The sequence below is a fragment of the Rhodococcus sp. 2H158 genome (assembly GCF_053764755.1).
In genome coordinates this window covers 1-12,179 of record NZ_JBSNCE010000016.1, presented here as the reverse complement: position 1 = coordinate 12,179, position 12,179 = coordinate 1, and the positions used below count along the sequence as shown (strand labels likewise).

The following is a 12,179-nucleotide window of genomic DNA, read 5'->3' as shown; positions in this document are numbered from 1 at the left end:
GGCCCGGCCGTCAGCAGGTGGCCAGGACGCCGGCCATCGCGTCCTTCTCGTCCGGCGTGATCCACAGGCCGTACTCCGCCTTCACCTCGATCTGCCGGGAGACGTAGGTACAGCGGTACTCCGAGTTCGGGGGCAGCCACTGCGCCGCGTCCTTGTCGCCCTTGCCCTGGTTTGTGGGCCCGTCGACGGCCTGCAGGTTCCGGGGATCGTTCGCGAGGTTCTTGCGGGCCTGCGCATCGAGCAGCCGCGCACCCTTCTGCCACGCGTCCGACAGGGCGACGACGTGATCGATCTGCACCGCCGACGACGTGTCGACGCCGCGCCGGAAGTAGATCTCCCGCCCCGTGTACGGGTCGTACAGGGTCCCCGCCTCGACGGTGCACTCCTTCGTCACCGGCGCCAGCTTGATGTTCACGAGATCCCGCTTCAGGACGTCGTTGCGCGTGTCGCAGCCGTTGCGCCCGCCCGCGACGGTCACGTCGTCGGTCCACGCCGGCCCGAACAGGGCGCGGTCGTAACCGCCGGACGGGTCCGGTTCCCGCACGGCGAGGCTCTTCAGCAGTTCGACCGCCTCGGCGGCGGCGGCCGACGACGGGGCCGGCGCGGGCGCCGACGTGGACCCGCCGGGACCCGCCTCGTCGCCGCCGTACGTCTGCTGGAGGACGACGAACGCGACGAAGGCGAGCACGTAGGCGAGCAACCACAACCAGCGCCGGCGGCCGGCGGAGTTCGCCGCGGCCACTACTGCGCGAGCGGCGGCATCTTCACGACCTGTCCCGCGTAGGACAGGCCGGCGCCGAAGGCGAGCAGCAGGGCGAGCCCACCCGGCTGGACCTGACCGGTGCGCAGCATCTTCTCCATCGCGAGGGGGATGGAGGCGGCGGAGGTGTTGCCCGTCTCGATGATGTCGTCGGCGACGGCGACCGTCTCCGGCAGGTCGAGCTGGCGGACGATGACGTCGTTGATGCGCAGGTTGGCCTGGTGCGGGACGAACGCGTCGAGGGCGGCGAGCTCGACATCGGCCTTGTCGGCGATCTGCCGGGCGATCTTGCCCATCTCGAAGGCCGCCCAGCGGAACACCGCGGTGCCCTCCATGATGATCCAGGGCCGCTTCTGATCGGGGTTGTTCGCGAAGTTCACCCAGTCGGGTTCCTGGCGGATGGCGTCGGCCTGCGAGCCGTCCGATCCCCACACGGTGGGGCCGATGCCCACCTCGTCGGACGGGCCGACGACCACGGCGCCGGCGCCGTCGCCGAAGATGAACCGCACCGAGCGATCGGTGGGCTCGGTGGTGTCGCTCATCCGCTCGACGCCGATGACGAGCGCGTAGTCCTCGGTGCCCGCGCGCACCAGGTCGGAGGCGACGCCGAGGGCGTAGCAGAACCCGGCGCAGCCGGCGGAGATGTCGAGGGCGGCGGCGCCGCCGGTGCCGAGGGTGTCGGCGACCAGCGCGGCGGACTGCGGGGTCTGGTACGGGTAGGTCGAGGTCGCCACGATGACGGCACCGAGCCGGTCGCCGGTGATGCCGGCGGCCTCGAGCGCCTTGCGGCCCGCGGAGATCGCCATGTCGAGGACGGTCTCGCCGGTGTCCTCCGCGAAGCGCCGCTCCTTGATGCCGGACCGGGACTGGATCCACTCGTCGCTCGAGTCGATCTGCTGACAGATCTCGTGGTTGGTCACGATCCGCTCGGGGCGGTGCACGCCCAGCCCGAGCAGTGCGGTGTTCCGCAGCGGGGCGGGACCGGCGATCTGTGCACCCATCAGGCGAACTCCTCTTCTTCGTGCACTGGCTGTCAGTGCATCGCGTTCCTGACACGGTAACGCGCGCGCGAATCGTAGCGGAGCCGACCCGTCGGCCACGGCCCTTGCGCGCGGGCCGCCGGGACACGCCGACGGGCCCGGGACCGCGTGTGACTACCGTCACCTCCTGTTACCGTCCGTGGTCGTGCACACACGTAATGGGGGTTACCGACGTGCTTCCGCCCGCCTCGGAGTCCTTGCGCTGACCTGTGCCGCCGTGACGGTGGTTCCGTTCGCGGGCACCGTTGCAGCGAACCCGAACGCGATCAATCCCATCCCGGGACTCAACGGGGTCAACGGCCTGCCGGAGTTGCGCGGCCGCACCCAGGTCGTGGCGCAGCAGACCGGGATGCTCAGCACCAACCGCACGCAGGACATGAACGTGCTCGGCACCGACCTCGGCGTCATGTGGGACAACGGCCGCGGCCAGGTGCTGACCGCGTTCGGCGACACGGCGGGCCTCGGGCTGCCCAACCTTCTCTCGGGCAGCATCTGGGCCTGGCGCAGCAGCGCGCTGTTCCGCAGCTCGGACCGCAACCTCACGGACGGGATGACGTTCGACAGCGCGGCCCGCGACTTCTTCGGTCAGGCGAAGGAACTCGTGCCGAGCCCGAAGATCCCGTTCGTGGAGATCAGCCGGATCCCCACCGCGGGGATCGCCGTCGGCGACACCCAGTTCCTGAGCTTGATGTCGGTGAAGAACTGGGGGCACGCCGGCTCGTGGGAGACCAACTTCTCGGGGCTGGCCTTCTCCCACGACAACGGGGAGAACTGGACGGTGGCGCCGCAGACCGAGCGGCCGAGCGCCGGCGGGAACCGGAACTTTCAGATGGGCGCCTTCGTCCGGCACGGTGGGTTCGTCTATCAGTACGGAACGCCGCCCGGTCGCGGCGGCCTGGTGCACCTGGCGCGCGTGCCGGAACTGCAGATGCTCGATCTCGCGGCGTACGAGTACTGGGACGGCGGCGCGTGGGTGCGCGACGTGAATGCGGCCCGCCCGGTGATGGCGGGCGGCGCGGCCGAGCTGTCGGTGCAGTGGAACGACTACCTCGGGCAGTTCGTGCTGCTGACCACCGACGGCCACAACTCCGTGGTGCTGCGCCGCGCCCCGTCGCCCACCGGCCCGTGGAGCGCGCCGGAGGTCGTCGTCGACACCCGGGAACTGCCGACGGCGTACGGCGCGTACATCCACCCGTGGTCGTCGGGTCCGGACCTGTACTTCCTCACGACCGTGCACCAGAACTACAACGTGCTGCTGCTGCGCACCACGCTCCACCCCTGACCGGCGCGGCGTCCGGGCTACCGTGCGTCCATGGACGCACAGGAGTGGGATGCGCGGTATGCGGAGAGCGAGACGGTTTGGGGATCGCCGCCGAACCCGGTGATCGTCGAGTTCGCGACGTCGCTGCCGCGCGGCCGGGCACTGGATCTGGGGTGCGGCGAGGGCCGGCACTCGCTCTGGCTGGCCACGCGCGGCTGGGAGGTGACCGGCGTCGACTTCTCCCGGGTGGCGGTGGACAAGGCCCGGGCGATCGCGGCGCAGGCGCCGCGACGGGTGCGTGAGCGCCTGACGTACGCGTGCGCCGACGTGACCGGGGTCACCTTCGACGCCGAATATGATCTCGTCCTCTCCGCCTATCTCCATTTCCCTCCGCCACAGCGACGAGCATTGATCGACAATGCGATCGCGGCCCTGAAACCTGATGGAATCCTCATATTTCTGGGGCACGATTCGACCAATCCCACCGAGGGCGTCGGGGGCCCTCGCGATCCCGAGATCCTCTACACACCAACGGATCTCGTCGAGGAAATGCACGACCGGCTGGATATCCGGACCGCCGAGCGGAGAATGCGGGAAACGGACGCAGGAATGGCGATCGACGCGTTGGTCGTGGCACGCAAACCGACCCTTGGCAGTTAGTTGCCCGGCGGGTAACATGGGCGGATGTTACCGACGAGTAATAACTTGGGCGGTACTCGAACACTGCTTGACCGCACCATCTCACTGGGAGTAGCGCAGACATGGGCCATTACAAGAGCAACCTCCGGGATCTGGAGTTCAACCTCTTCGAGGTGCTGAAGATTCAGACGCTCCTCGAGGCCGGCAAGTTCGGTGACCTCGACGAGGAGACCTCTCGTGGCATTCTGGCCGAGGTGAAGACCCTCACCGAGGGCCCCGCGGCGGAGTCGTTCGCCGAAACCGACCGCACCCCCCCGGTCTTCGATCCCGAGACCCACTCGGTCTCGCTGCCCGAAGGCTTCAAGAAGGCGTTCAACTCCTGGTACGAGGCCGGCTACTGGTCCATGGGCCTCGAGGAGGAGATCGGCGGAACGCCGGCGCCGCGCGCCCTGAGCTGGGCCGTCAACGAGATGATGCTCGGCGCCCAGCCGGCCGCCTTCATGTACGCCGCCGGTCCGTCCTTCGCCGGGGTGCTCCACGCCAACGGCACCGACGAGCAGAAGAAGTGGGCCGCGACCATCGTCGAACGCGGCTGGGGTGCCACCATGGTGCTGACCGAGCCCGATGCCGGTTCCGACGTCGGCGCCGGCCGCACCAAGGCGATCAAGCAGGACGACGGCTCCTGGCACATCGAGGGCGTCAAGCGGTTCATCACCTCCGCCGACTCCGACGATCTGTTCGAGAACATCTTCCACCTCGTCCTCGCCCGCCCCGAAGGCGCCGGCCCCGGTACCAAGGGCCTGTCGCTGTTCTTCGTCCCCAAGTTCCACTTCGACTTCGAGAAGAACGAGATGGGCGAGCGCAACGGCGTGTTCGTCACCAACGTCGAGCACAAGATGGGCCTGAAGGCGTCCGCCACCTGCGAGGTCACCTTCGGCGGCCACGGCGTGCCCGCCCAGGGCTGGCTCGTCGGCGAGGTCCACGACGGCATCGCCCAGATGTTCGACGTCATCGAGCACGCTCGCATGATGGTGGGCACCAAGGCCATCGCCACCCTCTCCACCGGCTACCTCAACGCCCTGGCCTACGCCAAGGAACGCGTCCAGGGCGCCGACCTGACCCAGATGACCGACAAGACCGCCCCCCGGGTCACCATCACCCACCACCCGGACGTGCGGCGCGCCCTGGCCATGCAGAAGGCCTACGCCGAGGGCCTGCGCGCGGTCTACCTCTACACCGCCGCCCACCAGGACGACGTCGTCGCCGAGCAGGTCTCCGGCGCCGACCACGAGCTGGCGCACCGCGTCAACGACCTGCTGCTGCCCATCGTCAAGGGCGTCGGCTCCGAGCGCGCCTACCAGTACCTGACCGACTCGCTGCAGACCCTCGGCGGCTCCGGCTTCCTGCAGGACTACCCGATCGAGCAGTACATCCGCGACGCGAAGATCGACTCCCTCTACGAGGGCACCACCGCCATCCAGGCGCAGGACTTCTTCTTCCGCAAGATTGCCCGCGACCGCGGCGTCGCCCTCGCCCACCTCTCCGGCCAGATCCAGAAGTTCCTCGCCTCCGACAGCGCCGACGAGCGCCTCAAGTCCGAGCGGGCCCTGCTCGCCACAGCCCTCGAGGACGTCCAGGCCATGACCGCCACCCTGACCGGCTACCTCATGGGTGCCCAGGAACAGCCGACCGAGCTGTACAAGGTGGGTCTGGGCTCGGTGCGGTTCCTGCTCGCCTTCGGTGACCTGCTCATCGGCTGGCGCCTGCTCGAGCAGGCCGAGATCGCCCTCGCGGCCCTCGACGCCGGCCCGGATGCCAAGGACAAGGCGTTCTACGAGGGCAAGGTCGCCATCGCCGGCTTCTTCGCCAAGAACGTCCTGCCCGAGCTGACCGCCGTGCGCGGCATCGTCGCGAACGTCGACCTCGACATCATGGAGCTCGACGAAGCGGCCTTCTGAGCCGTGGCACGTGGCCGCGGCAGGTGGCCGCGGCAGGTGAGCGAATGTATCGTCCGCTACCGCTGAGGAGCTGAACGATACATTCGCTCGGCCCGGCCCGGCCCGGATCCGAGTGAGTAGGTAGTACACAGTACTGTGCCCTCCCGTTTCGTAACGGGAGGGCACAGTCGTGTGCAGGCTGGTTCCGCGCTACGGCGTGCCGGTCTGCGACGTTCCCGCGGGGGCCGCGGCCGGCGCATCCCCGGATTCGTCCGGGGCACTCGGGGCGGGCTGCGGGGTCGTCGTCACGGCCGGACGCGCGCCGGCGGGTTCCTCCGCGCCCCCTCCGGGCGTCTCCGCCTCCCCGGGCGCCGGCTGCGCCGGCACGGCCGGTGCCGCCTCCGGCGCGGGCTCCGGCTCGGCGCTGACGCAGCGCACCACGGGCACCGGGTCGTAGCGGACCGTGCGAGTGGTGCTCGAGATCTGCCGGCCGGTGGCCGCGTCGGTGATGATGCGGGTGTCGCTCACGGTGAAGCCCTGCGCGCCGCTCGACGGGATGCACCCCGGCCCGGCCGGCAGGGTGATCGTGTTCGGCGCCGTGAAGTTCGTGCGGGAACCGGTCACGGATTCGACGTCCACGGTCTTGGTACCCCAGATCCGCACCGTGATGTCCGACGACGTGCCGATCGCCTGGATCAGCACCCCGGTGTCGAACGGATTGCGGAACTTCAGGTCGATCGCGCCCTCGAAGACCGTCGCCTCCCGGGCCGCCGGGTACCGCGAGATGTAGTAGCTGTGCTCGGTGTGCTCGACGTCCTCCATGCCTGCGAAGTACGTCGCGTTGTACAGGGTGGTCGCGAGCTGGCTGATGCCGCCGCCCACCGCCTTGGACGGCCGCCCGTTGTTGATGATGCCGGACTCGACGTACCCCTGCGCCGCGCCGCGCGGGCCGGTGTAGCCGTTGAGCGAGAACGTCTCCCCCGGCTTGACCAGCGCACCGTTGATCTCCGAGGCCGCCAGGCGGATGTTCACGCCCGAGGCGTACTCGAAACCCCCTGTGGTGAACTCGCCGATAACCTCGCGGATGCCCAGCTTCTCGGCGGCCTCCGTGGTCAGCTTGGGAGCGACCGGCTTGTACACGGCATCGGTCACCCGCTCGCCCGGCGCGGCCAGCAGCTGCGGCAGCGATTCGAGGCTGACCGCCCAGTCGACGAGCTCGCCGTCGACCGACGGGATCACCGTCGGGCCACCGCCCTCGAGCACGATCCGGGCATCTTTCGGCTCCACCTCGGTCGCGGCCAGTTGCGGCCGGAGGATCTCGGTCGCGGCCTCGATCCCGTACTGCGGGGTCAGTCCCCCGTTGCCGTCGGGCACGAAGGTCAGCACGGCGCCGACACGGTCGCTGGGCAGGGTCGCGACGGCCCCGTCGCGACCGCGCACCGTCACGTCGGCTGCGACAGCGGGGTCCGCGACGTCTCGCAGTGCGCGTTCGAGTCCCTCGGGCGTGACCGTCACCTCGACCGTCTCGACGGGGAACGCGACGTCGCCGAACGCCCAGCGCTCGGCGAACAGGTCTGCGGAGGCCTCCGCATCGAGCGTCTGCCCGGGCAGCGGCGGCACGGGCACCGGGGTCGCCCCGTCGAACACGAGGTTGCCCTCCCGTGGCGGCCGGTCGGCGACCGCGCGGACGCCGCCGATCGCCGCCGACAGCGCGGCGTCGTCACGCGTCGACACGACGCCGATCTCGTTGCCGCCGCCGAAGAACGACACCACGCGGGTGATCGGGTCGAGCGGCTGCGATCCGATGCGGTCGAGGGTGTGCTCCCAGTCGACGTCCAGACCCGCCTGCGCCGGCACGATCTGCGCGGTCACGTCGCCCGCCGTGACGGTCACGGGCTCGTCGACGCGCGGCCCGAGTTCGGTCCGCAGGATCTGTTCCGCCTCCGGGACCGACCGCCCGCCGATCTCGATACCGGCGACGGTGACGCCGCGCGGCACGTTGCCCGACGAGACGGCGAGGTCGCCGACGTAGAGGGCGGCGAGCACGGCGGCGACGCCACCGACCACCAGCGCGATGCGACGCCAGGGCGGACCGCCGGCGCGACCGGGTCCGGCCTGCGCCGGCGCGGCCGGTGGCGGTCCGGCCGGGGGTGGTCCGGCCGGGGGTGGTCCGGCCGGGGTGCCGGACTCGGGGGGTACGGTCGCCGGCCGAGGGACCGCTTTCTGCTCGGTGGCCGGCTCCTGGGAGGCGTCGTCCGACAGGGTGGGGATGACCTCGGTCTCGACGTCGGCGTCGGTGCGGCCGGACGCCGGCTCGACGACGGGCAGCACGGCAGTGGGCGCCTCCCAGGGCGGCACGTCGGCGTCCGCCGGCGGTTCCGGCTCGGCGTCCGGGACCTGCTCGGATGCCCCGGCAGCGTCGCCGGCGACGGGCTGCGGGGGCGGGGTGGGCTCGGCGCTCGCCACGGGGACGGCCTCCGTCCGATCACCGGCGGCGTCCTGGGGCGTCGCCTCCGGCTCGGGGACGGCGGACCGAACCTCGTCCTGGCCGTCCTCGGGGTCGTTCGTCCCGCTCTTGCCGCTCACCCATGTCCTTTCACCGGGGTGCGCCCCGGATCGGGCGCACCACTCGGTATCCAGCCTAATGTCGGATTCCCAGCGCCCCGAGCCGATGGGCGGTCCGAGCCCCCGCGGAGAAGCGAAAGACCTCGCGCTGCCGCCAGGTCGGGGGTCAGGCAGCAACGCGAGGTCGACTGGTTTATCGGCGGCCCCGCCGGGGCGTTACAGACTTCCGGGATTTTTTCCGGACGGGGCCGCCGGGGTCGGCTCAGGCCTCGAGGATGGCGGTCACACCCTGCCCACCTGCGGCGCAGATGGAGATGAGGCCCCGCACGGGCTTGCCGGTCTCCTGCCGCTTCTCATGCAGCATCTTCGCCAGGGACGCGACGATGCGGCCACCCGTCGCGGCGAACGGGTGCCCGGCCGCCAGCGACGAGCCGTTGACGTTGAGCTTGCTGCGGTCGATGGACCCGAGCGGAGCGTCCAGGCCGAGCCGGCCCTTGCAGTACTCCTCCGACTCGAACGCCTGGAGCGTGGCCAGGACGACGGAGGCGAACGCCTCGTGGATCTCGTAGAAGTCGAAGTCCTGCAGCGTCAGGCCGTTGCGCTTCAGCAGCCGCGGGATCGCGTAGGTGGGGGCCATGAGCAGGCCATCGCCACCGTGGACGTAGTCGACGGCCGCGGTTTCCGAGTCCACGAGGTAGGCGAGCACGGGCAGCCTGCGCTCCGCAGCCCACTCCTCCGAGGACAGCAGCGCCGCCGACGCACCGTCGGTGAGCGGGGTCGAATTGCCCGCGGTCATGGTGGCGCCGCCGAGCTCGACGCCGAACACCGGCTTCAGGCCGGAGAGCTTCTCGACCGTCGAGTCCGGGCGCAGGTTGTCGTCGCGGGTGAGGCCGAGGAACGGGGTGACGAGGTCGTCGAAGAAGCCACGGTCGTAGGCGGCGGCCATGTTGCGGTGGCTCGCGGCGGCCAGCTCGTCCTGAGCCTCCCGGGCGATGCCGAACTCCTTGGCGGTGATCGCCGCGTGCTCGCCCATCGACAGACCGGTGCGGGGCTCGCCGTTGCGGGGGATCTCGATGCCGAGCATCGACGGCCGGACCTGGCCGAGCAGCTTGACGCGGTCGCCGGTCGAGCGGGCCCGGTTGAGGGAGAGCAGGAACTCGCGCAGCTCGTTGTTGACGCCGATGGGGGCATCGGAGGTGGTGTCGACACCGCCGCCGATGCCGGCCTCGATACGGCCGGCGGCGACGGCGTCACCGACGGAGATGATCGACTGCAGGCCGGTGCCGCAGGCCTGCTGCAGGTCCCAGGCGGGGGTGTGCGGGTTCAGCGCGCTGCCGAGTACGCACTCGCGGATCAGGTTGAAGTCGCGGCTGTGCTTGAGGACGGCCCCGCCGACGACGGCACCGAGCCGCTCTCCCTGGAGGTTGAACCGGCTCACCAGCCCGTCGAGCGTGGCGGTGAACATGTCCTGGTTCGACGCACGGGCGTACGTGCGGTCCGACCGGGCGAAGGGGATCCGGTTGCCGCCGAGGATTGCGACACGGCGCAGCTGCGTGGAACGAGCGGTGGTGGTCACTGACGTCTCCCGGGATGCTGGTGGATACAGACTCTGGCTACTATTCTTACTCGCGAGTAAGTTCGTTGTCGACACCACACCGTCGGCCCCTCCCGACAATACCGACGTCCGAACCAGAGAAGGTGGAATCGTGGCTGAAACCAAGAGCGCCCCCGGCCTCTATGCCCAGTTGATCGGGTCCGCGCCCGGAGCATTCCTCGCCAAACAGTTCGGCCTGCCGAAGCCGGAGAAGTTGCGCCGGTACGAGCCGGGTCAGCCACCGCTGGCCGGCCCGCTGCTCGTCGGGGGCAACGGCCGCCTCGTCGAACCGATCCGCACTCTGCTGTCCGACTACCCGTTCGCCGATCCCGCCGACACCGGGTACGGGGCGCTCGTCTTCGACGCGACCGGCATCACGGACGTCGCGGGCCTCGAGCAGCTGTTCACCTTCTTCCAGCCCGCGATCAAGGGGCTCGGCCCGAGCGGGCGCGTCGTGGTGCTCGGCACCACCCCGGAGGAAGCCTCCTCCGTGGACGAGCGCATCGCCCAGCGCGCGCTCGAAGGCTTCACCCGCAGCGTCGGCAAGGAACTGCGCCGCGGCGCGACGGCCCAGCTGGTGTACGTCTCCCCCGACGCCGCCACCGGCCTGTCCGGCCTCGAATCCACGCTGCGCTTCCTGCTGTCCGCGAAGTCCGCGTTCGTCTCCGGTCAGGTGATCCGCGTCGGTGCCGGCGACGCGACGGCCCCCGAGTCGTGGGAGCGCCCGCTCGCCGGGAAGGTCGCCGTCGTCACCGGCGCGGCCCGCGGCATCGGCGCCACGATCGCCAAGGTACTCGCCCGCGACGGCGCGCACGTCGTCTGCGCGGACATCCCCGCGGCCGGCGACGCCCTGTCACAGACCGCGAACAAGGTCGGCGGCGTCTCCCTCGCCCTGGACGTCACCGCCCCGGACGCGGGCGACAGGCTCGCCGAGTACCTGCTCGAGCGGCACGGCGGCGCCGACATCATCGTCCACAACGCCGGCATCACCCGCGACAAGCTGCTCGCCAACATGGATGCCGCGCGGTGGAACGCCGTCATGGCCGTGAATCTGCTCGCCCCCCAGAAGATCACCGAGAAGCTGGTCGAGAAGGGCGCGCTGAAGGAGGGCGGCCGCGTGGTCGACGTGTCGTCGATCGCCGGCATCGCCGGCAACCGCGGCCAGACCAACTACGGCGCGTCCAAGGCGGGTGTCATCGGCATGGTGCAGGCCACCGCGCCCGTGCTGGCCGAGAAGAACATCACCATCAACGCCGTCGCACCCGGCTTCATCGAGACGGCCATGACCGCAGCGATCCCGGTGGCCACCCGCGAGGCCGGTCGCCTCATGAGTTCGCTGCAGCAGGGCGGGCAGACCGTCGACGTCGCCGAGACCGTCGCCTGGTTCGCCAGCCCGGCGTCGAGCGCGGTCACCGGCCAGGTCGTGCGCGTGTGCGGCCAGTCCATGCTGGGGGCATGATGGCTGTCGTCGAACTCTCCTCGCGCCCTTCGACTCTCGACGTCTACGCGCGGGCGGCTCTCTCAGCGCTGCCCGTCGTGGGCGCCTCGGGCGACCGCCTGCCCGACGACACCCTCGTGCTGCGCGGCCTGCGCGTCGACCCGGACAACCTGGCCGAGTACACGAAGGTGTGCGGACTGCGCTTCGGCGACACGCTGCCGCTGACGTACCCGTTCACGCTGACGTTCCCCGTCGTGATGAAGCTGATGGTGTCGAAGGGCTTTCCCTTCGCCGCCGTCGGTTCCGTCCACGCCGAGAACGTGATCGAGCAGTTGCGGCCCGTGTCCGTGACCGAGCCGCTGGATCTGAGGGTGCATGCCGAGAACCTGCGGGAGCACCGCAAGGGCCTGCTCGTCGACCTGGTGAGCGAGATCAGCGTCGGCCGGGAGCTGGTGTGGCGGCAGACGTCGTCGTTCCTGCACCAGCAGCGCACCTCGCTGTCGGACCAGCCGAAGCCCGAACCGAAGGCCGAGGAGATCCCTCCGGTGCCGACGTCGACGCTGCGGGTGGACCAGAAGACGATCGACCGCTACGCATCGGTCTCGGGTGACCGCAACCCGATCCACGTCTCGCGGCTCGGCGCCAAGGCGTTCGGGTTCCCGAAGCCCATCGCGCACGGCATGTGGAGCGCGGCCGCGGCGCTGCGGGCCGTGGAGGGCCGCATCCCGTCGCACGCGACGTACTCGGTCCGGTTCGGCAAGCCGGTCTTGTTGCCCGCGACCGTGAACCTGTACGCCGCGCGCGCCGCCGACGGCTGGGACCTGGCGCTGCGCCACCCGAAGAAGGGCTACCCGCACCTCACCGCCACCCTGCGCTGAGAGCGGCTACGCCGCAATCGCTCCGAGCGAATGTATCGTCGACTCCCACTGAGGAGATCAACGATAC

At 70.4% G+C, this 12,179-nt stretch carries 9 protein-coding genes; 5 read left to right on the top strand and 4 right to left on the bottom strand.

Going from position 1 to position 12,179, the window contains the following annotated elements; genetic code table 11:
- Positions 1-10 precede the first annotated feature (10 nt).
- Entirely contained in the window at positions 11-742 is a 732-nt protein-coding gene (locus ACWPOB_RS16865) for an HNH endonuclease family protein (RefSeq protein ID WP_455401544.1), read from the bottom strand.
- A complete protein-coding gene (locus tag ACWPOB_RS16860; RefSeq protein WP_100058174.1) occupies positions 742-1,761 on the bottom strand; it encodes a beta-ketoacyl-ACP synthase III in 1,020 nt (339 codons plus the stop codon). The genes ACWPOB_RS16865 and ACWPOB_RS16860 overlap by 1 nt, the downstream gene beginning before the upstream one ends.
- 256 nt (positions 1,762-2,017) lie before the next feature.
- Here ACWPOB_RS16860 and ACWPOB_RS16855 point away from each other — a divergent pair, with 256 nt between their 5' ends.
- From ACWPOB_RS16855 to ACWPOB_RS16845, 3 genes are all read left to right on the top strand, one after another.
- Positions 2,018-3,082, top strand: coding sequence for a DUF4185 domain-containing protein (locus ACWPOB_RS16855; protein WP_455401543.1), 1,065 nt, complete (start codon positions 2,018-2,020; stop codon positions 3,080-3,082).
- A gap of 30 nt (positions 3,083-3,112) precedes the next feature.
- Positions 3,113-3,721 (top strand): class I SAM-dependent methyltransferase, encoded by a 609-nt coding sequence (locus tag ACWPOB_RS16850; protein WP_455401542.1) that lies wholly within the window; start codon positions 3,113-3,115, stop codon positions 3,719-3,721.
- Between the two features lie 101 nt (positions 3,722-3,822).
- Complete coding sequence (locus ACWPOB_RS16845) at positions 3,823-5,658, top strand: acyl-CoA dehydrogenase (protein WP_455401541.1); 1,836 nt, start codon at positions 3,823-3,825, stop codon at positions 5,656-5,658.
- 189 nt (positions 5,659-5,847) lie between these two features.
- On the opposite strand, the gene ACWPOB_RS16840 is transcribed toward ACWPOB_RS16845, so the two are convergent.
- Together ACWPOB_RS16840 and ACWPOB_RS16835 are read right to left on the bottom strand one after the other, a co-directional pair.
- On the bottom strand, positions 5,848-8,223 hold the full coding sequence (locus ACWPOB_RS16840; protein ID WP_455401540.1) for a VanW family protein: 2,376 nt from the start codon (positions 8,221-8,223) through the stop codon (positions 5,848-5,850).
- Between the two features lie 241 nt (positions 8,224-8,464).
- Positions 8,465-9,778 (bottom strand): acetyl-CoA C-acetyltransferase, encoded by a 1,314-nt coding sequence (locus ACWPOB_RS16835; protein ID WP_006931659.1) that lies wholly within the window; start codon positions 9,776-9,778, stop codon positions 8,465-8,467.
- A 130-nt stretch (positions 9,779-9,908) separates the two neighbouring features.
- Between ACWPOB_RS16835 and ACWPOB_RS16830 the strand changes: the two genes are divergently transcribed.
- Together ACWPOB_RS16830 and ACWPOB_RS16825 are read left to right on the top strand one after the other, a co-directional pair.
- Entirely contained in the window at positions 9,909-11,255 is a 1,347-nt protein-coding gene (locus ACWPOB_RS16830) for a 3-oxoacyl-ACP reductase (RefSeq protein WP_455401539.1), read from the top strand.
- Entirely contained in the window at positions 11,255-12,112 is an 858-nt protein-coding gene (locus tag ACWPOB_RS16825) for a MaoC/PaaZ C-terminal domain-containing protein (protein ID WP_100057558.1), read from the top strand. Before ACWPOB_RS16830 ends, ACWPOB_RS16825 begins: the two co-directional genes overlap by 1 nt.
- Positions 12,113-12,179: the final 67 nt, after the last annotated feature.

Coding starts and splice junctions, on each gene's coding strand:
- ACWPOB_RS16860 (WP_100058174.1), bottom strand. CDS start 1,761: ATGGGTGCACAGATCGCCGGTCCCGCCCCGCTGCGGAACACCGCACTG.
- ACWPOB_RS16850 (WP_455401542.1), top strand. CDS start 3,113: ATGGACGCACAGGAGTGGGATGCGCGGTATGCGGAGAGCGAGACGGTT.
- ACWPOB_RS16845 (WP_455401541.1), top strand. CDS start 3,823: ATGGGCCATTACAAGAGCAACCTCCGGGATCTGGAGTTCAACCTCTTC.
- ACWPOB_RS16825 (WP_100057558.1), top strand. CDS start 11,255: ATGGCTGTCGTCGAACTCTCCTCGCGCCCTTCGACTCTCGACGTCTAC.